The 26377-nt window shown below is 70.5% G+C and carries 25 protein-coding genes and 2 pseudogenes; 13 read left to right on the top strand and 14 right to left on the bottom strand.

The window, feature by feature from the left end; all coding sequences use genetic code 11:
* Window positions 1-58: 58 nt before the first annotated feature.
* From ACGH7X_RS17985 to ACGH7X_RS17960, 6 genes and pseudogenes are all read left to right on the top strand, one after another.
* Window positions 59-1060, top strand: coding sequence for an ATP/GTP-binding protein (locus ACGH7X_RS17985; RefSeq protein ID WP_399886363.1), 1002 nt, complete (start codon window positions 59-61; stop codon window positions 1058-1060).
* Between the two features lie 9 nt (window positions 1061-1069).
* Window positions 1070-1675, top strand: coding sequence for a TetR family transcriptional regulator (locus tag ACGH7X_RS17980; RefSeq protein ID WP_399886362.1), 606 nt, complete (start codon window positions 1070-1072; stop codon window positions 1673-1675).
* Between the two features lie 49 nt (window positions 1676-1724).
* Window positions 1725-3762, top strand: a pseudogene (locus ACGH7X_RS17975) (HelD family protein).
* Window positions 3763-3868: 106 nt separating this feature from the next.
* A complete protein-coding gene (locus ACGH7X_RS17970) occupies window positions 3869-4339 on the top strand; it encodes a helix-turn-helix domain-containing protein (protein WP_399886361.1) in 471 nt (156 codons plus the stop codon).
* Window positions 4340-4419: 80 nt separating this feature from the next.
* The gene (locus ACGH7X_RS17965) at window positions 4420-5076 is read left to right on the top strand and encodes a hypothetical protein (protein ID WP_399886360.1); all 657 of its coding nucleotides are present in this window, start codon (window positions 4420-4422) and stop codon (window positions 5074-5076) included.
* Window positions 5077-5193: 117 nt separating this feature from the next.
* Window positions 5194-5529, top strand: coding sequence for a DUF2516 family protein (locus ACGH7X_RS17960; RefSeq protein ID WP_399886359.1), 336 nt, complete (start codon window positions 5194-5196; stop codon window positions 5527-5529).
* 15 nt (window positions 5530-5544) lie between these two features.
* Here ACGH7X_RS17960 and ACGH7X_RS17955 read toward each other — a convergent pair whose 3' ends face one another.
* The 4 genes from ACGH7X_RS17955 to ACGH7X_RS17940 form a co-directional block, all read right to left on the bottom strand.
* Window positions 5545-7005 (bottom strand): PP2C family protein-serine/threonine phosphatase, encoded by a 1461-nt coding sequence (locus ACGH7X_RS17955; protein WP_399886358.1) that lies wholly within the window; start codon window positions 7003-7005, stop codon window positions 5545-5547.
* Window positions 7006-7276: 271 nt separating this feature from the next.
* A complete protein-coding gene (locus ACGH7X_RS17950) occupies window positions 7277-8425 on the bottom strand; it encodes an NlpC/P60 family protein (RefSeq protein ID WP_399886357.1) in 1149 nt (382 codons plus the stop codon).
* A 201-nt stretch (window positions 8426-8626) separates the two neighbouring features.
* Window positions 8627-9442, bottom strand: a complete 816-nt coding sequence (locus ACGH7X_RS17945; RefSeq protein WP_399886356.1) for a class I SAM-dependent methyltransferase — start codon at window positions 9440-9442, stop codon at window positions 8627-8629.
* 49 nt (window positions 9443-9491) lie between these two features.
* On the bottom strand, window positions 9492-10061 hold the full coding sequence (locus tag ACGH7X_RS17940) for a CPCC family cysteine-rich protein (protein ID WP_399886355.1): 570 nt from the start codon (window positions 10059-10061) through the stop codon (window positions 9492-9494).
* A gap of 239 nt (window positions 10062-10300) precedes the next feature.
* Between ACGH7X_RS17940 and mshA the strand changes: the two genes are divergently transcribed.
* Together mshA and ACGH7X_RS17930 are read left to right on the top strand one after the other, a co-directional pair.
* Window positions 10301-11674, top strand: coding sequence for a D-inositol-3-phosphate glycosyltransferase (gene mshA, locus ACGH7X_RS17935; RefSeq protein WP_399886354.1), 1374 nt, complete (start codon window positions 10301-10303; stop codon window positions 11672-11674).
* Complete coding sequence (locus tag ACGH7X_RS17930; RefSeq protein ID WP_399886353.1) at window positions 11667-12188, top strand: YbjN domain-containing protein; 522 nt, start codon at window positions 11667-11669, stop codon at window positions 12186-12188. The genes mshA and ACGH7X_RS17930 overlap by 8 nt, the downstream gene beginning before the upstream one ends.
* A gap of 24 nt (window positions 12189-12212) precedes the next feature.
* On the opposite strand, the gene ACGH7X_RS17925 is transcribed toward ACGH7X_RS17930, so the two are convergent.
* Window positions 12213-13043: an AraC family transcriptional regulator gene (locus tag ACGH7X_RS17925; RefSeq protein ID WP_399886352.1), complete on the bottom strand. Its 831-nt coding sequence runs from the start codon at window positions 13041-13043 to the stop codon at window positions 12213-12215.
* A gap of 49 nt (window positions 13044-13092) precedes the next feature.
* On the opposite strand from ACGH7X_RS17925, the gene ACGH7X_RS17920 reads away from it, so the two are divergent.
* Window positions 13093-13563 carry a DUF2000 family protein gene (locus ACGH7X_RS17920; protein WP_399886351.1) on the top strand — a complete coding sequence of 157 codons (471 nt, stop codon included), beginning with the start codon at window positions 13093-13095 and terminating at the stop codon, window positions 13561-13563.
* Window positions 13564-13576: 13 nt separating this feature from the next.
* Here ACGH7X_RS17920 and ACGH7X_RS17915 read toward each other — a convergent pair whose 3' ends face one another.
* Complete coding sequence (locus tag ACGH7X_RS17915; protein WP_399886350.1) at window positions 13577-14857, bottom strand: MDR family MFS transporter; 1281 nt, start codon at window positions 14855-14857, stop codon at window positions 13577-13579.
* A 163-nt stretch (window positions 14858-15020) separates the two neighbouring features.
* On the opposite strand from ACGH7X_RS17915, the gene ACGH7X_RS17910 reads away from it, so the two are divergent.
* Complete coding sequence (locus ACGH7X_RS17910) at window positions 15021-15782, top strand: phosphoglyceromutase (RefSeq protein WP_399886349.1); 762 nt, start codon at window positions 15021-15023, stop codon at window positions 15780-15782.
* 748 nt (window positions 15783-16530) lie between these two features.
* On the opposite strand, the pseudogene ACGH7X_RS17905 reads toward ACGH7X_RS17910, so the two are convergent.
* Window positions 16531-17034 (bottom strand): annotated as a pseudogene (locus ACGH7X_RS17905) (tyrosine-type recombinase/integrase); the annotation flags it as partial.
* Between the two features lie 447 nt (window positions 17035-17481).
* On the opposite strand from ACGH7X_RS17905, the gene ACGH7X_RS17900 reads away from it, so the two are divergent.
* Together ACGH7X_RS17900 and ACGH7X_RS17895 are read left to right on the top strand one after the other, a co-directional pair.
* Window positions 17482-17808: a hypothetical protein gene (locus ACGH7X_RS17900; RefSeq protein WP_399886348.1), complete on the top strand. Its 327-nt coding sequence runs from the start codon at window positions 17482-17484 to the stop codon at window positions 17806-17808.
* Between the two features lie 456 nt (window positions 17809-18264).
* A complete protein-coding gene (locus tag ACGH7X_RS17895) occupies window positions 18265-19866 on the top strand; it encodes a restriction endonuclease (RefSeq protein WP_399886347.1) in 1602 nt (533 codons plus the stop codon).
* 357 nt (window positions 19867-20223) lie between these two features.
* Here the strand turns inward: ACGH7X_RS17895 and ACGH7X_RS17890 are convergent, their stop codons facing one another.
* The 3 genes from ACGH7X_RS17890 to ACGH7X_RS17880 all read right to left on the bottom strand — a co-directional run bounded on the left by ACGH7X_RS17890 (window position 20224) and on the right by ACGH7X_RS17880 (window position 23026).
* Complete coding sequence (locus tag ACGH7X_RS17890) at window positions 20224-20673, bottom strand: hypothetical protein (RefSeq protein ID WP_399886346.1); 450 nt, start codon at window positions 20671-20673, stop codon at window positions 20224-20226.
* 67 nt (window positions 20674-20740) lie between these two features.
* A complete protein-coding gene (locus ACGH7X_RS17885; protein ID WP_399886345.1) occupies window positions 20741-20956 on the bottom strand; it encodes a hypothetical protein in 216 nt (71 codons plus the stop codon).
* A 78-nt stretch (window positions 20957-21034) separates the two neighbouring features.
* Window positions 21035-23026, bottom strand: coding sequence for an aconitate hydratase (locus ACGH7X_RS17880; RefSeq protein WP_399886344.1), 1992 nt, complete (start codon window positions 23024-23026; stop codon window positions 21035-21037).
* A gap of 813 nt (window positions 23027-23839) precedes the next feature.
* On the opposite strand from ACGH7X_RS17880, the gene ACGH7X_RS17875 reads away from it, so the two are divergent.
* Window positions 23840-24457: a hypothetical protein gene (locus ACGH7X_RS17875; protein ID WP_399886343.1), complete on the top strand. Its 618-nt coding sequence runs from the start codon at window positions 23840-23842 to the stop codon at window positions 24455-24457.
* 31 nt (window positions 24458-24488) lie between these two features.
* Here ACGH7X_RS17875 and ACGH7X_RS17870 read toward each other — a convergent pair whose 3' ends face one another.
* The 4 genes from ACGH7X_RS17870 to ACGH7X_RS17855 all read right to left on the bottom strand — a co-directional run bounded on the left by ACGH7X_RS17870 (window position 24489) and on the right by ACGH7X_RS17855 (window position 26252).
* Window positions 24489-24809 carry a transcriptional regulator gene (locus ACGH7X_RS17870; protein ID WP_399886342.1) on the bottom strand — a complete coding sequence of 107 codons (321 nt, stop codon included), beginning with the start codon at window positions 24807-24809 and terminating at the stop codon, window positions 24489-24491.
* Entirely contained in the window at window positions 24806-25297 is a 492-nt protein-coding gene (locus ACGH7X_RS17865) for a hypothetical protein (RefSeq protein ID WP_399886341.1), read from the bottom strand. Before ACGH7X_RS17865 ends, ACGH7X_RS17870 begins: the two co-directional genes overlap by 4 nt.
* A gap of 94 nt (window positions 25298-25391) precedes the next feature.
* Window positions 25392-25787 (bottom strand): VOC family protein, encoded by a 396-nt coding sequence (locus ACGH7X_RS17860; protein WP_399886340.1) that lies wholly within the window; start codon window positions 25785-25787, stop codon window positions 25392-25394.
* Window positions 25788-25853: 66 nt separating this feature from the next.
* Window positions 25854-26252, bottom strand: coding sequence for a signal peptidase I (locus ACGH7X_RS17855; RefSeq protein WP_399886339.1), 399 nt, complete (start codon window positions 26250-26252; stop codon window positions 25854-25856).
* Between the last annotated feature and the right edge of the window lie 125 nt (window positions 26253-26377).

The raw sequence follows: 26377 nt of genomic DNA, 5'->3' as shown, positions 1-26377 counted from the left end.
CCGGCACCGGGCACCATGAGCGGGCTTGGCCGAACGCGCCGGCGGTTGGGGGGACTTGGTGTCCGAGGGCGGATCCTCGCTGCGCGGCAGGATGGCGGCGCGCTGGAGTCGTGCCGAGACGACGGTGACCAAGGGCCTGCTCCTGGCCGTCTTCGTAGTCGGGCTCGTGGCCCAGTTCGTCAAACCGGTCGGCGACGCGCTGGAAGGCAAGACCTACATCGGCGGAGCGCTGCTCAGCATCGTGGGGTACGTGCTCTATGCCGAGGTGTTGCGGCTGAACACGGCGCACGACACCCAGCGGGAGGCGGCACGGCGTCTGCACGAGACCGTCCGGCGGCTGAGCGACGAGGTCCGGGACCTGACCGCGCGGCTGCGCCCGCAGTCGGGCGAGGAGGCCACGGCGCAGCAGTTGATGGAGGAGTGCGCGCAGACCGTCCGGCAGGGTGGTGCCGTGCAGCTGTGGGGGATGTGCTTCACCGGGGAGACCTTCGTCGAACCGCTCAGGAGAGTGCTGGAGGATCTGCCTCCCGATCCCTCGAGGTCCGTGTCCGTCCGCATCCTGGTTCCGGACTTCACTCGGCCCATCGAAGTCCCCGGCCTGGTGCGGGACGCGGACGGCAAGCTGGCGGACGCGCCGGGATTCCGCCGGTACCTGGTCGAGAAGATCACGGGATACGAGCGCGGTCTCGGGACGATGCGGGGCAGGATGCTCCGCAAGGCGCAGGGCACGCTGTCCGTCGAGTTTCGGGCGGTGCACATGTCGCCCTTCCTCAAGCTGTACGTCATCGGGGACGAAGTGGTCTTTGAGGGGATCTACGACAAGATCGACGTGAGACCGGACGAGTACCGTGCTCCCGTTTCGGCCCCGTCGCGATCGGGAGCCGACGACGACCAGCTGCTCGACCTCATCGGGCACGGTTCCCTGCTGACCCGCTGGAGCCGGTATGACGGTGAGCGGGGACGGGACGTAGTGGCACGCAGGCGCGCCTTCTTCAGCATCCTCTGGGACGCGGCCAAGCCGGTGCGGCCGGAGTCCGTCCACGAGGGCGCCGGTGCGTAGGCTCGCCCCATGAGCGCCCCCGGTCTGCGAGAACGCAAGAAGCAGCGGATGTTCCAGACGCTGTCGGACGTCGCGATCGAACTCTTCCTGGAGAAGGGCTTCGACGCGGTGTCCGTCGCGGAGGTGGCCGCCGCGGCCGAGGTGTCCAAGCCGACGCTCTTCCGGTACTTCCCGGCGAAGGAGGACCTCGTCCTGCACCGCATCGCCGACCACGAGGACGAGGCGGCCAGGGTGGCGCGGGAGGGACCGGCACCGATCGAGGCGCTGCGGCGGCACTTTCTGGCGGGGCTGGAGCGGGGGGACCCGGTGACCGGGCTCAACGGGCATCCCGCGGTACTCGCCTTCCACCGGCTGCTCTACGGCACTCCCGCCCTGGTCGCCCGGATGCACACGCAGCTGGAGCGGTCCGAGGCCGCGCTTGCCCAGGCCCTCGGCGGTGACCTGGAGGCCAGGCTGGCCGCCGGTCAGATCATCGCCGTACAGCGGATCCTGGCGCTGGAGAACTGGCGGCGGGTCGCAGCCGGGGAGCGGGTGGAGGACGTGCGGCAGGACGCGGTGGCGGCGGCGGAGCGGGCGTTCGCGGGGCTGGCGACGGGGCTGCCGAGTTTCGAGTAACCTGGTGAAAAATTTAACTCGGTTACGTTATTCAGGTACGCTTGCTGGAATGACGCCGACCGACCCCGCCCTCCAGCGCGTCCTCGACCACGAACGCGCCCACCACGAGCACTGCCGGGCCGTCCTCACCGCGATGGTCGAGGGCGCCCAGGAACACGTCGTCACCGGCGAGGACGTCTCCGCCTCCGGGGCGGACGCCGAGGTCCTCGGGTACCGGCTGCGCAGCCGGGCCAAGGCGATGCGCGAACTGCCCGAGGGGCCGCTGTTCTTCGGACGGCTGGACTTCGCGCAGAGCGGGACGGAGGGCGCGCTGCACATCGGGCGGCTGCGGATCACCGAGCACCCCGCCGCCCCGCCGCTCGTCGTCGACTGGCGTGCCCCCGTCTCCCGCGCCTTCTACCAGGCCACCACGGGCGACCCCCGCGGCGTCACCGTCCGCCGCCGCTTCGGGTGGGCGCCCGGCGGTCACGGGGACTCCGCCGACCTCACCGGCCTCGAGGACGAGCACCTCGGCCGGGGCGAGTCCCGGGCCAGCACCATCGTCGCCCGGGAGATCGAACGGCCCCGCGTCGGGCCCATGCGGGACATCGCCGCCACCATCCAGCCCGAGCAGGACGACCTCGTACGCGCCGGCCTCGACGCCACCGTCTGCGTCCAGGGCGCCCCGGGCACCGGCAAGACCGCCGTCGGGCTGCACCGGGCCGCGTACCTCCTCTACACCCACCCGCAGCGCATCCGGCGCGGCGGACTGCTGATCCTCGGCCCCAACCCGACCTTCCTCTCCTACATCGCCGAGGTCCTCCCCGCCCTCGGCGAGAGCGGCGTACGGCAGTCCACCCTCCCGCAGGAGATCGCCCGGCACCCGGTCACCGGCACCGACGACGAACGGGCCGCCGCCGTCAAGCACGACGCCCGGACGGCCGAGGTACTGCGCCGCGCCCTGTACGCGCGCGTGGACCCCGACGCCGGTGGCCCCCTCGCCGTACCGGACGGGTCCTACCGGTGGCGCGTCCCTGCCGACGCCCTGGCCGGGATCGTGGCGGGCGTACGGGACGAGGAACCGCCGTACGCCGTCGGGCGCGAGCGGGTGCGGGCGCGGATCGTGCGGTACGTCCAGGAACGGGCCGAACGGCGGGCCGGGCCGCAGAGCAACGCCTGGCTGCGCCGCGTCGAACGGGCCCGGCCGGTCGGCGCGTACCTCGACGCGGCCTGGCCCCGGGTGCGCCCCGAAGAGGTCGTCGCCCAACTGCTCGGCGACCCCGGTGCGCTGGCGCGGGCCGCCGACGGGCTGCTGGACGACGACGAGCAGAAGGCGCTGCTGTGGACGGGCCGGGTGCCGCGCTCGTGGAAGTCGGCGCGCTGGTCCGCCGCCGACCTGGTCCTCCTCGACGAGGTCGCCGGACTCCTCGAACACCCCGAGGGCTACGGCCACATCGTCGTCGACGAGGCCCAGGACCTCTCCCCGATGGAGTGCCGGGCCATCGCCCGCCGGTCCGCCTTCGGTTCGCTCACCGTCCTCGGCGACCTCGCCCAGGGGACCACACCGTGGGCCGCGCGGTCCTGGCGGACCGTCCTCGCCCACCTGGGCCGCCCTGACGCGGCCGTGGTGCCGCTGACCACCGGGTTCCGGGTGCCGAAGGAGGTCGTGGGCCTCACCAACCGGCTGCTCGCACGGCTCGACGTGGACGTACCGGAGGCCCGTTCCCTGCGGCGACGGCGAGCTGACGTTGCGCGAGACCGCGCCCGCCGCCGTGCCGGAGGCGGTCGTGGACGCCGTACGGCACGCACTCGCGCGGGAGGGCTCGGTGGGTGTCGTCGCCGCCGATCCGGACGTGCCCGCGCTGCGGGAGGCCCTCGACGCGGCCGGCATCGCGGCGGCGGGGCCCGAGACGCCGGGCGCCCGGGTGGCCGTCGTCCCGGCGAGCGTCGTCAAGGGCCTGGAGTACGACCACGTCGTCGCCGTCGAACCGGCGGCGATCGCGGCGGCCGAGGGTCCCGGAGGGCGGGGCCTGCACCGGCTGTACGTGGTGCTCACCCGCGCGGTGTCCCGGCTCGACGTGGTCCACGCGCGGCCCCTGCCGTTCTGACGCGGCCGGACTTACGCGAATCGGCGTGCCGCCGTCGAGCATCCGTGGGCGCACTATTGCAAGCAAGGTGCTTGCAATAGTTAGCGAGGTGCTGCATGGTGGAGGCATGGCTTCGCTCAACGTCGGCAATCTCGGTGAGTACCTGCGCGAGCAGCGGCGCAACGCGCAGCTGTCACTGCGCCAGCTCGCCGATGCCGCGGGCGTGTCCAACCCGTACCTGAGCCAGATCGAGCGCGGGCTGCGCAAGCCGAGCGCGGAGGTGCTCCAGCAGGTCGCCAAGGCGCTGCGCATCTCCGCCGAGACGCTGTACGTCCGCGCCGGGATCCTCGACGCCGAGCGGGACCGGGACGACGTGGAGACGCGTGCGGTCATCCTCGCCGACCCCTCGCTGAACGAGGGGCAGAAGCAGGTGCTGCTCCAGGTCTACGAATCCTTCCGCAAGGAGAACGGGTTCGGGGCCGACGCGGAGGCGGGCGTGGACCCGGGCGCGGCCGCGGACGGCGGGGCCTCCATACCGGGCCCCGGCCCCCGTACGGCCGGCGGCGGCGACGCCGGCCCGCGACAGACGGCCGGATGAGCGGCGGGCGGCAGCCGGCCGGACGGACGCGGAACCACTAAAAAACCCTCAGACGAACGTAATTCCGGAGGACCATCACCATGGCCATCACCGACGACCTGCGCAAGACCTTCAGCGACCCCACCCCGCTCTACTTCGCCGCCGGCACCGCCGACCTGGCCTTCCAGCAGGCCAAGAAGGTGCCGGTGCTGGTGGAGCAGCTGCGGGCGGAGGCCCCGGCGCGTATCGACGCCGTGCGCAACACCGACCCGAAGGCCGTCCAGGAGAAGGCGACGGCCCGCGTCAAGGAGACCCAGGGGAGCCTCCAGGCCAAGGCCAACGAGCTCTTCGGCTCCCTCGACACCGACCTCAAGAAGCTCGGCGAGAGCGCCCAGGACCTCGCGCTGCGCTCGGTCGGCGTCGCCGCCGAGTACGCCGTCAAGGCCCGGGAGACCTACGAGAAGGTCGCCGAGCGCGGCGAGCACGCGGTGCGCACCTGGCGCGGCCAGGCCGCCGACGGCATCGAGGACCTCGCCGAGGACGTGGAGGACTTCGCCGTGGCCGTCGAGCCGGCCAAGCCCGCGCAGACCAGGTCCGAGGCAGCCAAGCCCGCGCCGGCCAGGCCCGTGCCCGCCAAGCCCGGACCGGTCGAGGCCGCCGGGGCCAAGCCCGCCGCGGCGAAGAAGACCCCCGCCCCGCGCAAGGCCCCGGCCAAGAAGAGCACCACCGCCAAGAAGACGACGCCGCCCGCCAAGTAGTGGCAGGGAGCACGACGAGTGAGGGAACGGGCCGGGCACCCTTGGGGTGTCCGGCCCGTTCTACGGGTACGGTGACCGCGTAATGACGACCCGATTCTGGTGGTGGACGTTGTGCTGATGCAGGGGTTCGCAGGCTTCATGTGGCTGCTGAGCATCGCCCTGATCCTTTTCAGCGGCTTCGCTTTGATCGACGCCGCCACGCGCCGCGAGGACGCCTACCGCGCGGCCGACAAGAAGACCAAGCCGTTCTGGCTGATCGTCCTCGGGATCGCCTTCGTGGTGAACCTGATCTTCAACATCCTGTCGTTCCTGCCGATCATCGGTCTCATCGCGACGATCGTGTACATGGTCGACGTACGGCCCGCACTGCGCGGCCTGCCGGGCGGCGGCCGCAGCAGCCGCCGCGGCTCCAGCAGCGACGGCCCGTACGGCCCGTACAACGGCGGACGCTGAGACGGACCGGGCGGCTCAGGCCGTCCGGTCCAGCAGGACCACCGCCAGGTCGTCCGCCAGTTCGCCGCCGTTGAGCTCGCGGACCTCGTTGACGGTCGCCCGCAGCAGCTCCTCGCCCTGGAGGCCCCCGGCGCGCTGGCGGCGGACCATCTCCACCATGCCGTCCTGGCCGAGCCGCTCCCGGCCCTCGCCGACGTGGCCCTCGATCAGGCCGTCGGTGTAGAGCATCAGGCTCCACTCCGGGCCCAGCTCCACCTGCATCCGCGGCCAGCGGGCGCCGGGCAGCAGCCCCAGCGCCGGGCCGTTGTTGTCGTAGGGCAGCAGCCGTGCGGGCGTGCCGGGACCGGCGATCAGCGGGGACGGGTGCCCGGCCAGGCACAGGCCGGCGCTGCGGCCGTCCGGCGATATGTCCACGGCGCACAGGGTCGCGAAGATCTCGTCGTCCGAGCGCTCGTGCTCCAGTACCTGCTGGAGCGTGCCGAGCAGCTCGTCGCCGCACAGCCCCGCCAGCGTCAGCGCCCGCCAGGCGATCCGCAGCTCCACACCGAGCGCCGCCTCGTCCGGTCCGTGCCCGCAGACGTCGCCGATCATGGCGTGCACGGTGCCGTCCGGGGTGCGCACGACGTCGTAGAAGTCGCCGCCGAGCAGGGCGCGCGAGCGGCCCGGCCGGTAGCGGGCGGCGAAGCGCAGCGGGGAGCCGGCCAGCAGCGGGGTCGGCAGCAGACCGCGCTCCAGACGGCGGTTCTCCTGCGCCCGCAGCCGGCCCTCGGCCAGGCGCCGCTCCGCCGAGTCGGACCGCTTGCGCTCGACGGCGTAGCGGATCGCCCGGCTCAGCAGTCGGCCGTCCAGCTCGTCGCGGAACAGGTAGTCCTGCGCGCCGACCGCCACGGCCTCGGCGCCGCGCTCGGCGTCGCTGGACGAGGTGAGCGCGAGCACGGCGTGCCGGGGCGCGAGCTCCAGTACGTGCCTGAGCACCGCCAGCTCGTCCTCGCCCTGCGCGTCACTGCTGCTGGCGGGGGCCGACAGGGCGAGGTCCAGCAGGATGCAGTGGACGTCGTCGGTCAGCAGCCGCTCGGCCTCGGTGAGGTTGCGTGCGGTGCGGACGCGGATCGGCTTGCCGGCCTGGTCGATCAGTTCGGGCACGATCGGCGAGCCGGCCGGATCGTCCTCGATCAGCAGCACGGTCAGGTTCGTGGGGGTGGTGCTCTCGCGACGGTCGGCGCGCGGGTCCGTGCGTGAGTCGGCGCGCGGGTCGGTGCTCTTGTCCGGGGTGCGGTCCGTGGTCCGGTCCGTGCTGGTGTCCGTGGGCTTCTCGCGCTTCTCCGTGGGGTTCTCTCGCTGGGCGGTGGGGTTCTCGGCCGGGTTCGTCCTGGGCGGGGCCTGTTCCTTGGAAGGGCCGCTGTCCGGGGACGCGGCGGGCGCCTGACCACACTCCACGGCCGGGATCGCCCTCTGCCGCGGTACGGGTACGGGCATTGTCTTGGTTTCCTTCCCTCCCCCCGAGGGCATGGCGGGGCGAGGGACCTCGACCCACCGACGGGGACCATAGCGGGTGACCGCGCCGCTGCGGAATGGTCCAGAACACGTCGGGCGGCCAACGGCCACTGTCATATGCCGCGTTATCCCCCGCAGTTGGACAGGTCGGCCGGGGGCTGGGGATGACGAACGTCACGCGGGACGGGGCGCCGGGCGTGGACTGGGTCACGTGGCCCGTTTCACGCGCCCGGCGCGGGGCGCATGACCCGCGTCACTCCTCCGACGCGGGGTCCGAGTCCGCGGGCGCGTCCGAGTCCGCGTCCGGTGCCTGCGTCGTGTCCGGCCGGACCACCCCGAGGATCGGCATCGTGCCCGCCCCCGCGATGGTGATCGACCGCCCCGGGCGCGGGGCGTGCACGACGGAGCCGTCGCCGACGTACATGCCGACGTGGCTGGCGTCGTCGAAGTAGATGATCAGGTCACCGGGGCGCATGTCCTTGATGTCGACGTGCTTGAGCTGCTTCCACTGCTGCTGCGAGGTGCGCGGGATCGCCTGCCCGGCCGACACCCAGGCCTGTGAGGTCAGGCCGGAGCAGTCGTACGACTTCGGGCCCTCGGCGCCCCACTGGTACGGCTTGCCGATCTGGGCGGTGGCGTACTCGACCGCCTGGCGGCCCCGCTCGGTCGCCCTGGTGTCGAGGTCCTTGAGGATGCCGGAGTCGAGCCAGGCGGTCTGGGCCTTGGCCTGGGCCTCCCGCTCCAGCCGGGCGAGGCGCTCCTTCTCCTCCTTCTCCAGCTCGGACTCCACCTTCTCGGCCGCCGCGATCTGCTTCTCGATCTTCTTCTGGGCGGTGGCCTTGGCCTTGCGGTTCGCCTCCAGCTCCTTGAAGCGGGCGGAGGCGTCCGCCGCGTAGGTCTTCAGGTCCTCCTGGGCGCGGGTCAGCTCGCCGAGCAGACCCTTGGTGGCGCGCTGCCCCTGGATCACCCGGCCGGTGCCGTCGAGGAAGTCCTCGGGGTCGTCGCTCAGGATCAGCTTGGCGCCGTCGGGCAGGCCACCGGTGCGGTACTGGGCGCGGGCCGCGGCTCCCGCGCGGTCCTTCAGCCCGTCCAGCTTCTCCTGGCCCTTGACGATCTTCTTGGCCAGTTCGACGATCTCGGCGTTCTGCTTCTCGGCCTTTTCTTCGGCGGCGTTGTACTCGTCCGTGGCCGAGGCCGCCGCGCGGTAGAGCGCGTCGAGCTTCTTGCGTACGGCTTCCAGGTCCTTGCCGGGTGTGGCGGCCGGGGCGGGGGAGGCGCTGGGGGCGCTCGGTGACGGTGTGGGCCCGGGATCCGCGAACGCCGTTCCCGGTGCCGCCAGCACGGTGACCGCGCAGACCACGGTCACGGCAGCGGTCATCAAGCCATGCTTCCCCGTACGCATACCTCGCCCCCAAACTGATTAACCGTCAGTAACATAGCCCGCTCGGGGGATCGTGCCATGACGGCGCGGAAAGCGACAGAGGCCGTGCTTCCCTCCTGCTTCCCCCCTTCTGCCGCGCCGTACGACGATTCCCCCGCTGTGTGACGAACGCCGCACCGAGATCGTTCCCGCCTGGCACGGGGCGGGTGCGTGTCCGCCGTTTCACGTGCGGGGCGCCAACGCCTCCCACCGCACCGTCACTTCGCCCTGGCGCCATCGTGCCGGTCCGTCCGTCACCGGCCAGTCGGCCGTAAGGTCCCGCACCGCGCGCATCCAGCGCTGGCGGGCGCCGTAGGAGGCGTAGGGCGCGGCGGCGGCCCACGCGCGGTCGAAGTCGCGCAGGAAGGCGTGCACGGGCTCGCCGGGGACGTTGCGGTGGATGAGCGCCTTCGGTAGGCGTTCCGCCAGGTCGGAGGGGTGGTCCAGGGAGCCGAGACGGGTCGCGAAGGTGACCGTGCGCGGCCCCTCGGGGCCGAGTGCCACCCACACGTGCCGGCGCCCGATCTCGTCGCAGGTGCCCTCGACCAGAAGCCCGCCCCGCGCGTGCTCCGACGCCGGCGCGAGCCGCGCGCACAGCCGCTGCCAGACGGCGGCGACCTCGCCCTCGTCGTACTGGCGCAGCACGTTCGCCGCGCGGATCAGCAGCGGCGGCCGGGAGACGGGGACCTCGAAGCCGCCGTGCCGGAAGACGAGCCCCTCGCGCGCGTACGGCTGGGCCACCGCCACCCGGGCCGGGTCGATCTCGACGCCCACCACGCGCGCGTGCGGCGCGACGGTGCGCAGGCGGTGCAGCAGCTCCACGGCCGTCCAGGGGGCCGCGCCGTAGCCGAGGTCTACGGCGACGGGATCGGCGGCGCGGCGCAGTTCGGCGCCGTGCGTGGCCGCGATCCAGCGGTCCATGCGACGCAGCCGGTTCGGATTCGTCGTCCCGCGCGTGACCGTGCCCACGGGGCGGGTGGCGGTGGCGCGGGGTGGCATGACTACGAGGGTATGCGGCCGCCGGGCGGGGGACGGCCGCCCCGAGGCTTCACGGCTGCGGGTTCGGTCGTGGCTGCGGTCGCAGGTGGCGCCGCCAGTAGGTCGGCCGCCAGTAGTAGAGGGTGGCGAGGTCGTCCGGGTGGGGCGCGGCCGCGGAGGTGTCCCGCTCGAAGGGGTCGAGGTCGGGGTCGGCGGGGCGCCAGCCCGGGTCCACCGGTTCGTCGGCCCGCGGCGGGCGCACGTGCCGGACGTGCTCCTCCCCGACCGCGCCGAACCGCCGGTAGTTGGCCTGCGCCTCCATCAGGCTCAGACCTCCGTTGGGGCCCATGCCGGTCCACGGGTAGCGCAACTGGTAGGGATCCTCCTCCCAGAAGCACACCTCGCAGATCTCGTACGCCCACAACTGGCTGAACATCCGGTGCCCGCAGGCCGGACAGGGGTACCAGCCGCCGGGCGGCGCAGCCACCGCGTCCGACTGCGCCTCGGCGACACCGCCCGAGACGTGCGCCTCCAGGGCCTCCAGGGACTCCAGCTCGGCCAGCTCGGCCAGCCCGGCCAGCTCACGTGCGTACTCGGCGTCGTGTGGTGCGCCGGCGAGGTGATCTTCCGGGTCGGACATGGCGGAAGCGTAGGCGGGCACCCGTGAGGTCGCCGACCGATTTGCGCCGGGGGTGGGGAGCCCGGATCCGGCTCCGGCGTATCGCACGCAGCGGGGCCTCGAACGGTTGAGCGATACGCGGTAATGATTCGGCAAAGGTCGGAAAACCGGAATGGAGCACCGCCCATCCGGTGTTCCCACCCCTTGGAGGGCGACGCCTGTCCTCCGACCGGCATGCCCGCAGCGAGGAGGAACGGCTCGTGAGCCAGTACGTCAGCAGGCTCGGGCGTCGCTCACCGGCGGCCTCCCCGCGGCTCAGGCTGCTGCGCAGGCCCCGCCGCGTCGCCATGCTCTCCGTGCACACCTCACCGCTCCACCAGCCCGGCACCGGCGACGCCGGCGGCATGAACGTCTACATAGTGGAACTCGCGCAGCGCCTCGCCGCGATCAACATCGAGGTCGAGATCTTCACGCGCGCGACCACCGCCGCCCTCCCGCCCGCCGTCGAGCTGGCCCCCGGCGTCCTCGTCCGGCACGTCGACGCGGGCCCGTACGAGGGCCTGGCCAAGGAGGACCTGCCCGCCCAGCTGTGCGCCTTCACCCACGGCGTCATGCAGGCCTGGGCAGGACACCGCCCCGGCCACTACGACCTCGTGCACTCCCACTACTGGCTCTCCGGCCACGTCGGCTGGCTCGCCGCCCAGCGCTGGGGCTCCCCCCTCGTGCACGCCATGCACACCATGGCCAAGGTCAAGAACGCCAACCTGGCCGACGGCGACACCCCCGAACCGGCCGCCCGTGTCATCGGCGAGACCCAGATCGTCGCCGCCTCCGACCGGCTGATCGCCAACACCGCCGAGGAGGCCGACGAGCTGGTCCGGCACTACGCCGCGGACCCCTCCAGGGTCGCCGTCGTCCACCCCGGCGTGAACCTGGACCGGTTCCGTCCCTTCCCCAAGGGCGCCGTTCCGGGACCGGGGCAACACGGGAACGCCCGCGCCGCCGCCCGCGCCCGCCTCGGCCTGCCCCAGGATGCGCTCATCCCGCTCTTCGCCGGCCGCATACAGCCCCTGAAGGCGCCGGACATCCTGCTGCGCGCCGTCGCCGTACTCCTCGACGAGTGTCCCGAGCTGCGCTCCCGCATCGTCGTCCCCGTCGTCGGCGGCCCCAGCGGCAGCGGCCTCGCCAAGCCGGAGGGCCTGCAGAAACTCGCCGCGCGGCTCGGCATCGCCGACGTCGTACGCTTCCGTCCGCCCGTCGGGCAGGAGCAGCTCGCCGACTGGTTCCGGGCCGCGTCCGTGCTGGTCATGCCGTCCTACAGCGAGTCCTTCGGCCTGGTCGCCATAGAGGCCCAGGCGGCCGGTACACCGGTGCTCGCCGCCGCGGTCGGCGGCCTCCCCGTCGCCGTACGGGACGGACACACCGGTCGCCTGGTCGACGGCCACGATCCCGCCGCGTACGCGCGCGTGCTGCGCGATTTCGCCGACAACCCGGAGCTGACGCCCCGCATGGGCGACGCCGCCGCCCGGCACGCCCAGTCCTTCGGCTGGGACAGCGCCGCCGCGACCACGGCCGACGTCTACACGGCCGCGATCCAGGCCCACCGCCGTCGCGTACGCTCGCACCATGGCTGAGGCACCACAGAAGGCGGCACAGGTCCTCGAGAGCGCCCTCAAGGACGCCGAACTGGAGTGGGAGAGCCCCGAGCCGGGCAACTACGTCGTCAAGCTCCCCGGCACCCGCAAGCTGTCCACGACGGTCTCCCTCCTCCTCGGCCGGCACTCCCTCTCCCTCAACGCCTTCGTCGTCCGCCACCCCGACGAGAACGAACCGGCCGTCCACCGCTGGCTGCTGGAACGCAACCTCAAGCTCTACGGCGTCGGTTACGCCGTCGACCGCCTCGGCGACGTCTACGTCACCGCGAAACTCCCCCTGGCCTCCGTCACCCCCGACGAGATCGACCGCCTCCTCGGCCAGGTCCTCGAGGCCGCCGACGGGGCCTTCAACACCCTGCTCGAGCTTGGCTTCGCGTCCGCCATCCGCAAGGAGTACGAGTGGCGGACCGCGCGCGGGGAGTCGACGCGGAACCTGGAGGCGTTCCAGCACCTGATCGAGCGCACGGAGAACGCCCGGGACGCCCGGGACTGAGAGCCCTCAGGATCATGAGAGCCCTCAGGATCCCGTGCCGCCGCTGGTGCGGTAACGCCCCGGCGTGACGCCGACCAGGCGCTTGAAGTGCCGGTTCAGATGGGCCTGGTCGTAGAAACCGGTGGCGCCGGCCACGTCCGCCGGGGACTGTCCGGCGAGCAGCAGCCGCCGGGCCCGGTCGACCCGCCGCGACATCAGGTACTGGTGCGGTGCGATGCCGTAGGCGCCGCTGAACGCCCGTACCAGGTGGGCCGGATGGGCGGGGACCAGCGCGGCCGCCTCCTCCAGGCCGATCCCCGGGACGACCCGCTCGTCGAGCAGCTCTCGCAGCCGCCGCGCGAGCACGGGGTCCCGGCGCGCGGGGTCCGTTTCGCCCCTGGGGCGCAGATGGGTGCGCAGCCGCTCGCCGATCAGCGTCAGCCGGCTCTCCGCCTCCAGCTCGTCGCCGGGCAGGGCGAGCGCGGCGTGCAGCTGCCCGACCCGCCGCCGCAGCACCGGATCCCGCAGGTCGGGGGCGTCGACGGCCGGCCCGATCAGCTCGTCGCCGAGCCGGGAGGCGTCCAGGTACAGGACGCGCTTGCGGAAGCCGTCCGGGGTGGCGGGGGAGCCGTTGTGCGGCACGTGCGGCGGCAGCAGCGACACCGTGTCGTGCGGCGTGCCGTGCTCGTGCCGGTCCAGGTCGTACCGTACGGCGCCGTCGTCGACGATGAGCAGCGTCCACGCGTCATGGACGTGCATCGGATAGGCGTACTCCGTGTAGTGGGCGTGGAAGACCTCGACGACGCCCGGGACGCGGGGTCGCCAGGCGGACACGTTTCGTTGGTCCTTCCGCTGGTCCTTCCGCTGGCCGGCCATGCAAAAAACGTACAAGACCGGGCGGGGTGAGGGTCGGCAGTCTCACCGTATGAGCACGCACGACGCAGACCACGCAGACCACGCAGACCACGCGGCCCCCGAGGCCCCTGTCCGTTTCGACACCAAGATCGCCGTCCTGCTGCGCGAGGACCTGGAGACCTGGCAGCGCCTCAACGTCACCGCCTTCCTGGTCAGCGGCCTGGGCAAGCAGTTCCCCGAGGTGATCGGGGAGCCGTACGCGGACGCGGACGCGGTCGGCTACCTGCCGATGTTCCGCCAGCCGGTGCTGGTCTTCGAGGGGTCGAAGGAGACCCTGACCACCGCCCACGCGCGCGTACTCTCCCGCGCACTGCCCCGTGCCCTCTTCACGTCCGACCTCTTCACCACGGGCAACGACTGCGACAACCGGGCGGCCGTACGGGCGGTGCACACGGCGGAGCTGGATCTGGTGGGCCTCGCGGTGTACGGCCCGAAGAACGCGGTGGACAAGGTGCTGAAGGGGGCGCGGATGCACCCGTGAGCGAGCGGCGGGATCAGACGGCGCCGCTGTCGACCCGGGGTGCGGGGGCGACGGACGAATCCTGGGCAACCGGTGCCTCGTCGTGGTCCGGCAGGCCCCGCATGAGCCCCCAGTACCCTGCCGCCGCCACCGTGCCGACGACGGCGCAGATGCCCCACAGCCACTCGGCGCCCCAGTGGTCGATGACGAACCCGGACATCAGCGGGGCGACGAGGGCGGCGACCGCCCAGGACATGGAGTACATCCCCTGGTACCGCCCGCGCCCGTGCAAGGGCGACAGCCGGACGACGAGCCCGGTCTGCGTCGGCGCGTTGACGACCTCGGCCAGCGTCCACACGCACACGGTGAGGGCGAACACCGCGACCGACCCGGCGAAGGCGGTGAGCCCGAACCCGTACCCGGCCAGCAACGCCGAGCCGATGAGCAGCAGCCGCGGATCACGGTGCTGGATGAACCGCGTGACGGGAATCTGCAGCACGACGATCAGCACACCGTTGACGGCGATCGCCATGCCGAAGTCGGCAGGCGTGAACCCGGCCTCGCCCATGGCCACCGGCAGCCCGACGTAGGCCTGCTGAAAGATCAGCGCGATGAGGAAGGACAGCCCGACGACCCCCATGTACCGCCCGTCGCGCAGCACGGTCCCCAGCGAGACGGGCACCGCGTCCCCGCCGCCGGACGTGTCGTCGGCGTGCTCCTTGGGCCGCGACTCGGGCAGCTTCACGAAGACGAGTACGGCGCACACCAGCGTCATCCCGGCCTCGATCATGAACCCGGCGAGATAGCTGACCTCGGCGATGAACCCGGCCGCCATGGAGGAGATCGCGAAGCCGAGGTTGATCGCCCAGTAGTTGAGCGAGAACGCGCGGATACGGTCCTCGGGCCGCACGATGTCCGCCATCATCGCCTGCACGGCCGGCCGGGAGGCGTTACTGGCCATGCCGACCAGGAACGCGACGGCGGCGATGGCCACCGGGTCCCGCATGAAGCCGAGCAGCGCGACCGACAGCGCGGTGGAGGTCTGCGCGACGAGCAGCGTGGGCCGCCGCCCGAGCCGGTCGGTCATCACCCCGGCGCCCAGCGAGGACACGACCCCGCCGAGCCCGTGCAGGGCGGCGACCAGACCGGCGTACGAGGCGGAGTAGCCGCGGTCGATGGTCAGGTACAGCGCCATGAAGGTGGCGACGAAGGCACCTAGCCGGTTGACCAGGGTGCTGGTCCACAGCCACCAGAACTCGCGGGGGAGCCCGGAGACGGTCTCCCGCGCGGCACGTCTCAGACCGGCGACTGACATGGGACCCCCGTTGAGCGGACGTACGGATGTAAGCGGCGAATGCAGCAGTCACAACTTACGAAGGCAACGCTCCGGGGTGCCACTCGATTAACACTTCTCGTCAACCGTCCGCCCACCGGGCGCCCCGCGCGGGCGATCAGGGGCTTGGATTACGCTCGGAGCCATGGCCGACGCACCGTACAAGCTGATCCTCCTCCGCCACGGCGAGAGCGAGTGGAACGAGAAGAACCTGTTCACCGGCTGGGTGGACGTCAACCTCACCCCGAAGGGCGAGAAGGAGGCGACGCGCGGCGGCGAGCTGCTCAAGGACGCCGGCCTGCTGCCCGACGTGCTCCACACGTCCGTCCAGAAGCGCGCGATCCGCACGGCCCAGCTCGCGCTGGAGGCCGCGGACCGCCACTGGATCCCGGTCCACCGCCACTGGCGCCTGAACGAGCGCCACTACGGCGCCCTCCAGGGCAAGGACAAGGCCCAGACCCTCGCGGAGTTCGGCGAGGAGCAGTTCATGCTGTGGCGCCGTTCCTACGACACCCCGCCGCCCGCGCTGGACCGCGACGCCGAGTACTCCCAGTTCTCCGACCCGCGTTACGCGATGCTCCCGCCGGAGCTGCGCCCCCAGACGGAGTGCCTCAAGGACGTCGTCGTCCGGATGCTCCCGTACTGGTTCGACGCGATCGTCCCCGACCTCCTCACCGGTCGCACGGTCCTGGTCGCCGCCCACGGCAACTCCCTGCGCGCCCTCGTCAAGCACCTCGACGGCGTCTCCGACGCCGACATCGCGGGCCTCAACATCCCGACGGGCATCCCGCTGTCCTACGAACTCGACGCCGAGTTCAAGCCGGTGAACCCGGGCGGGACGTACCTGGACCCGGACGCGGCCGCGGCGGCGATCGAGGCCGTGAAGAACCAGGGCAAGAAGAAGTAAGCACACATGAACAAGCCCCCTACCTGCGGGTTCTCTGCTGGGAGGGGGCTTTTCGTTACCTCTGGGCCGTCGCTGGGCCGTGTTCGGTCATGAGCGAGGCCTCGTGGTGATCTCGGTCCTCACCTGGAAGGCCACCAGGAACGCCGTCAAGACAGCGGCCGCTGTTGGCGCTGGAGACCAGCCGCCGAGGACGCCGATCGCGCCGCCGACGAGGACGAACGGGAGGTCTCGGGGGGCCAGGTAGAGCGCGAGGCGAGGGCGTGACAACATGTCCTTCTCCAGTTGTGCGTTTCGGTATCCCGCTATGGATCTTCGCAATGCACCGACGGAGACGAGAGCCACCCCTTGCCCGGGGTGGCTCTCACCATTCGGCAGGCAGGACGCTACCCCTTCTGAGGGGGCTTCACAAATGCCCTGCTAAACGTCTTCCTTGAGTGTCGTTCTGTCCTTCGTTGGGGATGCGAGAGTGTTTCTTGGGTGGTGCGATCCGCTTCACTCACGGGTGGAGCAAGAACCATCCACGCGTGGCACGTTCGTGCAGGTGGGGCCTCGCCAGCGGGCTAGTATCTCGGAAAGCTCCGCAGTAGAAGGCGACTCGGTAGTCACTGCTCGATGATGCTATCGAGATAGCTATGGACCGAGATAGGTAGCTATCAGGAGAGGTAGCTAATGATCCCGTTATTGCTTCTCGGATAGCGCTTCTAATTTACTTCCCTGAATAGTGAAGCCGAATAGAGGCAAAATGTGTCTATTTTGACCCGCTTCCGAAGTAAATGTCGTGGACCGCTCTCCGAGTACGCTCGCTACTGGTCGGCATCAGGTGTGCATAGACACGTAGCGTCAGCCCAGGGTCTGAGTGGCCGAGGTACTCCGCGAGGGCCTTGACGTTCTCCCCGGCGTCAAGGAGCACTGAGGCGTAGAAGTGGCGCAACGCGTGCATGCCGTTCTCGCGGGACTCGGCGTACGGCTGGCCTCGCTCGGGAGTCGGGATGACGCCGGCCGTGACGAGAGCTGCCTTCCACGCCTCCTCGTTGAGCGACGTACGCCAGACGTGCCCGCCGCGCGGCCCGGTGAAGATGAGCCGTTTGGTCACCGGAGGACCGTCGGCGACCTTCCACGGCAAGGTGATTTCGACCGGCGGGAACCGCTTCATGTGGCCCCGGAGCGCATCGGCGACGGGGCCGGGAAGCGGCACGTCCCGCAGCTTGCCGCCCTTCGGCGGCGCGAACACAGCCTTGCTGCGACTCAGCTTGCTCGGATGCGGCTGGTCGGTGATGACCACGAGCGTCGTCCCCGGAGTGTTCGCGTGCTCCACCGCGAACGTACACGGCGACCAGGCCAGCCCCTGGCAGTACGTGGGCCTGCCCCGCAGCCGCCAGCGGTAGATCGTGCCGTCGACAACGATCCGTCGCGATCCCTTGCCGACCAGTGCCATGACTCCCCCTCCAACAGCGAAGATGCTAGCGAGCCCCAGCCCTACCGACCGTCTCAGTTTCCGTCTCATTCAGCGCCGTTCATGGCCGTGGAGGCGAGATCCGGAGCCGTCCCCACAGTGACGGCCGATCGCTCGTGAACCCGGGTGAACGCCCCCGCACACAGCCCAACACCCCACCACCACAGTTGGAAAGCGTGTTGGTGGGGCGGATCCGCGGCGGACACAGCGGTGAAAGTGTCAGACCCTGATGAGAGTCTGGCCAGCATGGACACACCCATTGCCCCTGACAGCGGGGACGAGGAGCACGCGGTCATCGCCCACTTCCGGCTCGGCGGTGACGGATTCGGCGATGTCGACCAGCGCGAGCGAATCTTTGAAGCTGAGGAGGTGATGGAGGCAGCGACCGCGAGGGCGGGCGTTGGGGAGATCGACGGAAACGAGTTCGGAGGCGGCGAAGCCGTCGTGTACGCCTACGGACCCGATGCCGATGCTCTGTTCAAGGTCCTGGAGCCGACTCTGCGCAGTCTGCCGTTCCGGCCGGCGCACGTCCGTCTCAGGCGGGGCGACAACGAGACGCGAGTGGATCTGTAGGCATACCAACGGAGCGGTGCGTTGGCGAACGCACCACAAGCGCACCAGGTGTGGCGGGGACCAGCGGGGAATCACGGTGAGACCGGCCAAGGCCATTGACACCCTGTCCCGAGTGTTCGCCCAGCTCAGCTCCCGAAAGTGGCTCAAATGCTCGCAGCTTCCCAAGCTGATGGCTCAGGCAGTGTGCTCACGGGCCGGCCGTCCTAGCTTCCTCTGGGTCGACGACACCTCGACAGTGTGGCTGAGGCCAGTGGGAGTGCGGCGAGGCACACGCGCGCCTGGTCGGTTGGCAAACCCGCCATCGTGGCTGACTGTCGTCGGTTGAGGCACAGACGACTTGAGTCCACGGTGCACCGTGCCGTCCGGCTGAGGCGACGTCTCTGCCCTGCGTGATTTTGCGAGGTGGAAGGGGAATGCAGCCCTGTGGCGGAGTCAGGCCAGGGGAGGGGCAAACAGGTGGCGCAACGGGGCAGCGGCCGAGGCAACGACTATCAGCGGCAGCAGCAGGCGTTACGACGAGCCCAGGAACAACGGGTACGACAAGCGGAGCGGGAACGCAAGGCCGCTGAAACGGCCAGCAAGCGGCAGGAACGCGAGCGGAAGGCCGCGTATCAGGAGCAGCAGGCCGAGCAGGCGCAGGTGCGCACAATCGGAGTCGAGCACGAGGTCGAGCAGCTCGGGCAGTTGCTCCGTGACGCGTTGGTGGGCGATCCACCGACGACCTTTGAGCGCCGGCGGAGGACTCACACGCCGAAGAAGTTAGACGAGCGTCCTTGGTCTCGTCCGGAGCCTTCACCGCGCTGGGAGGAGTTCGCACCACCGGAGCCTGGCGGTCTGGCCGCTGTCCTGGGTCTTGGCAGGAAGCGCTACGAAGCTGAGGCTGCCGAGGCGCGTGTGCGGTTCAATGAGGCACAAGATCGCTACAGGCGAGCCGAGCAGAAGCGGCTGGCAACGCTGGAGCGGAAGCGTGCCGAGCATCGCCAGGCCGAAGCGCAGGCCCTTGACGAGGTGGCGGCCTTCAACTCGAAGCTGGACGAGGAGCGCGAGGCGTACAGGGCCGGGGAGCCTGCGGCGGTCGAGGCTCATCTAGGAGCCGTTCTGGATGCGTCGGAGTATCCATTGGGCTTCCCCCACGAGCATCGAATCGCCTTCCGTCCTGCCACCGGTGACGTACTCGTTGAGATCCACATGCCGCCTGAGGCGATCGTTCCAACCGCGCGTGGCTACCGGTACGTGAAGAACCGAGACGAGACGACCGTCCTGCCTCGTCCGGAGAAGGAACGCAAGGAGATCTACGCTTCCGTCCTGGCGCAAGTCGCTCTGAGGACAGTGCACGAGGTCCTGACGAGCGATCCGGGCCGGGTAATCAATGGCGTGATCCTGAACGGCCATGTGAGAACCATTGATCGGGCCACCGGTCAGGAGGTCTCACCCTGTCTGGTGACGCTCAGCGCCAGCAGGGAGCAGTTCGGGAAGCTCCGTCTCAGTCAGGTTGATCCAGCGCAGTGCCTCAGGGGACTCAACGCTCTGGTGTCTCCCAACCCCTACGATCTCGAACCGATTCGCCCCATCGTCGAATTCGACCTGTCGAAGTACCGGCTCATGGACAGCATGGATGTCGTCGCCGGCTTGGACAGCAGGCCCGTGCTGGTGAATCTGACGCCCACCGAGTTCGAGCACCTGATTCGCCAACTGTTCGAGGCGATCGGCATGGAGGCCTGGAACACCCAGGCCTCCAAAGACGAGGGCGTTGACGCGGTAGCCGTCAGCAAGGACCCCGTCTTCAACGGTGAGTGCATCATTCAGGCGAAGCGCTACAGCAAGCTCGTGGGTGTTGAGTCCGTCCAGGCGCTCGCCGGAGTGGTCGAGCACAAGCGTGCTGCCAAGGGGGTCCTGATCACCACATCGTGGTTCGGCAGGGCCAGCCACGACTTTGCCCGCCAACATGGTCGGCTCCAGCTCATCGAAGGACCGGAACTCAAGTACCTGATCAAGGAGCACCTTGGCAAGGATGTGATCCCGGGCCCGGTCCCCCCGAAGAGGCGCCCCTCGCGCTGAGGTCGGCGGGCCGCCCACACAGACCGAGGGAGCTGGGCCGTCTCTGGGCCGTCCGAGGCCGCTCGACAGTGCCCAATGACGACCAACGACGACCACCACTCGCACGACCCCACCGCCCCTGACCAGCAGAAACCCAGCTCACCAAGATTCCCGGCAAGACCCAGGGCAAGAAGACGTAGGCGTACGCCAGTAAGCCCCCGCCCTGTGGTTACTTCGCAGGGACGGGGGCTGACTGATCGGGGACCCGTAGGGCGAGTTGCACGCGGGACATGGTGAACCTCTTGGAATGGAAGTGGAGTTCCAGCAGCCGCCGTCCTCGTCGCTCTGCGCGGCGTCGGGCTCGGCAACACCGCTCACTCAGTGGTTTCGGTACATGTCCAGCTCTCTCCAGGAATCCTTTGTCTCCTCGGCGACGGGAAGCGGCTGCCGCCAGGGGGTGGACGCGTCGATGTCCGGTGCCGAAGCCCTCAGCCGTTCCGCCGTGGCCTGCGCGTCGTCCCGGACCGAGACAGCCAGGAGTCCGAAAGGAGCCGTGGGCCGCAGTTCAAGGCACACCACGGGTCTGCCGGGCCGTAGCGCCACGAAGTCCTGTCCGCCGATGTGGCCCCGCGTGCCGACGCTCAGCACGTCGGGAATCCACACGCCGTGCAGAGCGACTCCGCGCAGGGCACGCCACCACTCGGACTCCACTGTCACCCGGCACACAGCCGCCTGCGGCACGCGCACACTTCCACGGTGTGCGGCGGCCTTCTCCCACCATGAGAGGCGCACTACGAGGTCGTCATCCTTCACGAGGATTCGTGCCACGTTCGCTCCCTCCCTCCCGCGCTGCGGAACCGGGGTGGTGACAAAGAGACGCCGGGCACGCAGGCCGTCACTCGCCTGACGCCCAGGCCTCCGGCCCGCCACCACGCCACTCGATCAGCTCGGGGTCGTCGAGCGTCGTGTCGGACTCGGGCAGGCCCGCCCGGCGCAGGAACTCGACCACGTCGAGCAGGTGATACGCGATGCCGACGTACTCACCGCGGATCGCGACCCGCCTGCCGCCGTCGGGGCTCGGCGGCTGCACGATCACAGGCGCCTCTTCCATGTTCACGGTGTGCCCCTCGCAGAGCAGCTCATGCAGGCACTGTCCCGGGGATGCCGGCCCCGACGTCTCCGGGCGCCGCTACTCCTCCCGGGCGAGGGCCGCGATCGTTCCTCCGGCGAGTACGGTGCGGCGGCGGCCGTCGGAGAGGTGGTGGCGGACCTGGTAGGTCTCGTCCTTGGTGGTGTTGCGCAGCAGCAGGCGGGGTTCGGCTCCGGGGGCGAGCGCGGCGTGCAGGTTCTCCAGCCGTAGCCGGTCGCCGGCGTCGATGCGGTCGTAGTCGGCCGCGTGATCGAACTCGAGCGCCAGAACGCCGAAGTTGGCCAGGTTCTGCCAGTGGATACGGGCGTAGGACTTGGCGATCACGGCGCGCAGTCCCAGGTGACGCGGGGTGATGGCGGCGTGCTCGCGGGAGGAGCCCTGGCCGTAGTTCTCCCCGCCGACGACGAAGTGCCGGCCCGGGCCGCCGTCGTTCCCGCTGTCGTCGGCCAGCTCGGCGGCGCGCCGAGGGTAGTCCGGGTCGAGCCGGGTGAAGGTGAACTCGGCGAGCCTGGGGATGTTCGAACGGTACGGCAGTGCCTTCGCGCCGGCCGGGGAGATCTCGTCGGTGGAGACGTTGTCTCCGCACTTGAGCAGGACCGGCCCCTCCAGCAGGTCGGGCAGCGGGTCGAAGTCGGGGAGGCCGGAGATGTTGGGGCCCCGTTCGAGTTCGACGCGCGCGGCCTGCTCGGGCGGCAGCGGGGGCTCGAGCATCGAGCGGTTGACCGACGCGTGCTCGGGCAGGCGAAGCCGCGGATACGGCACGCCCTCGCGGGCCGCCCAGTCCCGCGGGTCGGTGATCTCGCCGGTGAGTGCGGAGGCGGCGGCGGTCTCCGGGGAGCACAGCCACACCGCGTCGTCCTCGGTGCCGGAGCGGCCTGGGAAGTTGCGCGGGAAGGTGCGCAGGCTGTTGCGGCCGGCCGCCGGGGCCTGGCCCATGCCGATGCAGCCCAGGCAGCCGGCCTGGTGGATACGGGCCCCGGCGGTGATCAGGTCGAAGGTCGAGCCGGTCTTGGTCAGATCGGCGAGGATCTCGCGGGAGGTGGGGTTGATGTCGAAGCTGACGGCGGGGTGGGTCTGGCGGCGGGCGACGATGGCGGCGGCGATGGCGAAGTCGCGCAGTCCCGGGTTGGCGGAGGAGCCGATGACGGCCTGCCCGATGGGTTCGCCCGCCGCCGTGCGCACCGGCACGACGTTGCCGGGCGAGGTGGGACGTGCGATGAGCGGCTCGAGCGTGGAGAGGTCGATCTCTTCGGTGCGGTCGTAGACGGCGTCCGGCTCGGCGGACAGTTCGCGGAAGTCGGACTCGCGGTCCTCGGCGCGCAGGAAGGCGCGAACCGCGGCGTCGGAGGGGAAGACGGAGGTGGTCGCGCCGAGCTCGGCACCCATGTTGGCGATGACGTGCCTGTCCATGGCTGTCAACCCTTCGAGTCCCGGGCCGTGGTACTCCAGGATCCGGTTGACCGCTCCCTTGACGCCGTGCCGTCGCAGCAGCTCCAGCACCACGTCCTTGGCGCTCACCCACTCCGGCAGCTCGCCGGTGAGGCGGATGCCCCAGATCTCCGGCATGGTCACGTGCAGGGGCCGTCCGGCCATCGCGAGCGCGACCTCCAGGCCGCCCGTGCCCAGGGCGAGCATGCCGAGCGCCCCTGCGGCACAGGTGTGCGAGTCGGACCCGGCCAGCGTCCTGCCGGGGACGCCGAAATACTGCATGTGACTGGGGTGAGAGACGCCGTTGCCCGGTTTGGAATACCAGATACCGAAACGACGGCAGGCGGAGCGCAGGAAGGCGTGGTCCTCGGCGTTGCGCTCGTCCGCCTGGAGCAGGTTGTGGTCGACGTACTGGACGCTGACCTCGGTACGGACCCGATCCAGGCCGAGAGCGTCGATTTCCTGCATCACCAGGGTGCCGGTGGCGTCCTGGGTGAGGGTCTGGTCGATCCGCAGTCCGATCTCGCCGCCCGGCTCCATCTGCCCGTCGACGAGATGGTCGGCGATGAGCCGGTGCGCCAGCGTGCCGTAAGAGAGGGTCACAACGCCCAGGCTGCGCGCCCCACCCCCAAGCGGCAAGCCGACCCACACGGCCGGCAGGTCACCTCGTCGGACTGCCGTGGACGCGAAGTACAAGCGGTACGCGACGGAGGAAAGCTCGGCCGCCGACCGCCACCAGGTCCTCACCTACATCGCCGGATACACGGTTCCGGAGTCCGCGCTCGCCCTGGTGGTCCATCCCTCGCCGGACGGCCCCCCCGACGCGTTCTGCGCGTCGGGGTCCTCGTGGCCGACTGGGTCATATGGAGGTACTGGGCATCGACACCGGCGCCGCTCCGCACGAGGCGGCGGAGCCGTTGCGGAAGGCGATCGCCGGGTTCTCCGGCGACCTCGTATCTCCCCGGACGACAGGGTCGAGTCCGGCCGCCGGGAGCGGAGAGAGGTGACCGCATCGGCGGCGGAATCACGCACCTCGTCCTGGCAGTCCGACGCCCGCCGCCCGACCCGCACAGGTGGAAACCGTGCGTCCTCCTGACCTGGGTGAAGTAGTGGTGCGCGGCCGGCGCTGGCAGGTCGTTCCCTGGCCATCGACGAAGCCCGGCCGTCGGTTGGGTCCCGGACGTGTCTCCGGGCCGCCCCCAGACAGACCGGGGATGCAACCATTCCCTTCAGAGCTGGAACCCCCGGGAGCCGACCGCGCGCCTGAAATCCTAGCCACGGGCACTGACAACAGACCTGCCGGTGATCCAGCCCCGCACCACTAGCGCACCGGTGCGGACGGGGAGCAGCGGGGGTGTTCGGTCGACGGGGGAGGGGGTAGGGAGACGCTGGGTTCCTGGGGTCACAGGAGGGGTGATGCTGACCGTTCTGATATCCGTCCTCGCGGTTCTCGTCTCCCTGGGCTCCCTGGTCCTGGCCTACGCGGCCGGCCGGCGTTCGCACATGCCCGTTCTGCAGTTCATGTGGGAGAGCGGGCAGGCCGGTTCCGACGGGCCGAAGTGGTGGCTCGTCAACGTGGGAACGGGTCCGGCGACCAACATCGTGGTCGCCCAGGCCGAGAGGACCGCCCTCAAGCGCGGGCTCGGCGGCGAGGTTTGGTACAACCCGGTGCTGGTGCCGTCGATCCCGGCAGGCGGAAGGCTGGCGCTCACGTGGCTCGGCGGGACCATGGGCTTGAACTGCGGTCTGGGCGCCGGCTACACGGACGTCGAGCGGTACTTCTACACCACCAAGTGCGGGGACGACGTCTCCATGTTCTTCATCGGCCTGCACCTGCCCCGTTGGCCGCTCCTGAAGCTGAGAGGGAACAAGGCCGTCAAGACGTGGTGGGGTGTGGAAGACCTTTCCGGACCCCGGTGGTCCCCGGTCGCGCCGGATCACGCCAAGCGTCGGTGGTGGCTTCCTCGGCGTTTCGGGCTCTCCCGGCGGATGGGCGGCTGGGCGGACCCCGTGCTCTCCTACCGGCCGCGGTGATCACCAAGTCCCTGGAGGGCACTGAAGCGACTCAGTGAGCCGCGTCCGAGGGCTCCACGATCGCCCGTAGGGCCGCCAGGTGGCCCTGGTATGCAGCCCGACCCTGCCGGGTCAGCCGGAGCCAGACTCGCTGTCGGGTGTCGCGGACGGCCTTGCGCTGCTCGACGTAGCCGACGTCCATCAGTACGGTGACGTGCTTGCTCAACGCGGAGGCGGAGAGGTCGAGTTTCTTTTGGACCAGGCCGAACTCCGCCTCGCCCGCGGTCTCCAGGAGGGCGCAGACGCGCAGCCGGTGCGGGGCGTGGATGGTGGTGTCGAAGCCGTCCAGCGGGTCGCGGGGCTCCGTGCTCACGTGGTCCTCCGGTGCAGGCGTACGAAGGCGAGGTGGAAGCCGACGGAGACGGCCGCGCCGAGCAGCGAGGCCGCGATCAGCCACAGCGGCCGTCCGGTGGCGCGGAAGGCGAATAGAGCCCCCACCAGGAGCAGGGGCAGGCCGAGCGTGAGCGGCACGGTCGCCCGCTTGGGCAGTACGTCCAACCGCAGCGCCACACCCGTCTTGTTGCGCCAGGCCTTCGCAGCCACGGCGAACAGCGCCCCGTAAGCGGCGATGAGCGCCAGCATGATGGCCATCCAGGCGGGGCGCGGCAGCAACCAGTCCCGGTCGGCGATGACGCCTCCGAGGGGGATCGGAAGCGCGGCGAGGTAGAGCGTCAGCGTGATGAAGAACCAGTTCGGCCACGGCGTGGCCGACAGTGCCGCGGCGGAGACCCGGACGCGTTCGGTGTCGGCCAGGGCGGCACGGGCCTGCTCCGGCGTCAGTCGTACCCCGTTAGTTTCCATACTGGAAAATGTAGCAGTCGGTTTCCGGTATGGAAAGGCATGAGTTTCCGGTACGGCAAGTGAAGAACTCGCACGTCACGGCAGCGGAGAACGTCTACTCGGACGGCGCCAGGGTGCGCAGGACGTCGAACTCGTTGCCCTCGGGGTCGGCCATGACCACCCAGCTCCGGCGAGGGCCCTGGCCCATGTCCACCTTTGCGGCGCCGAGGTCGAGCAGTCTGGCCACCTCGTCGTCGGTACTGCCGTCGATCGGGCTGACGTCCAGATGGAGCCGGTTCTTCACGGTCTTGCCCTCGGGCACCCGGACGAAGAGCAGGGTGGGCGGCATCTGGCGGGCCCGGACCTCCTCGACGGTCGGCACCCAGGAGCCGATCTCGACCTTGCCCTCGCCCCGGTCGATCACCTTGAAGTCCAGGACCGCGCACCAGAAGGCCGCGAGCCGCTCCGGATCGTGGCAGTCGACGACCAACTCCGTGAACCTACTGGTCATTTTTCCCCCAGGCAGTGCGTACGGGCGCTCAGCCTAGGGGGCCGTCCACCGCCAGCGAGCGAACTTTCAGTTCCCAGCGTCCTGCGCACCAGGATCGTCCTGGCCGGCGACCGCGTACCCGGGCACGGACGGCCACCGCACCGTCAGGACCACGGACTCCTCCTCCGCGTACCACGAGTGGTCGACGCCCCTGCCCCACATGACGTAGTCGCCCTGTTCGGCCAGCACGACGCTGCGGCCGGGCAGTTCCACCCGGAAGCGCCCGCTGATGAGGACCTGCAAGGCGGTGCGTTCTTCTCCGGTGACCCAGTGGGCGCGCTCGTCCCCCTGCGGGTGCACACCCCATTTGATCTCCACCGCCGCGCTGTGCCGAGGGTCGGAGGCGTCCTTGAAGTGCCCCAGCAGCCACCCCCGGTCCAGTGCCGCGTCCTTGCCCGCGTTGCCCACGTACACACTGTCCGTCATGCTTCCGGAAGCTAGCAGTCGGAGCTGCGGGGACCGTGTGTGTTCGTGTCCCGGCGAAAACCCTTCGCCCCCGCTCGACTCGCCGGGTACGGTCGCCTGCGCGTTCGCACCCGTGCTTCCCACGA

The organism is Streptomyces sp. BBFR51 (genome assembly GCF_044591655.1).
Lineage (GTDB): Bacteria > Actinomycetota > Actinomycetes > Streptomycetales > Streptomycetaceae > Streptomyces.
Note: the sequence above shows the minus strand (reverse complement) of the source record. Positions and strands in the feature narration are given on the sequence as shown.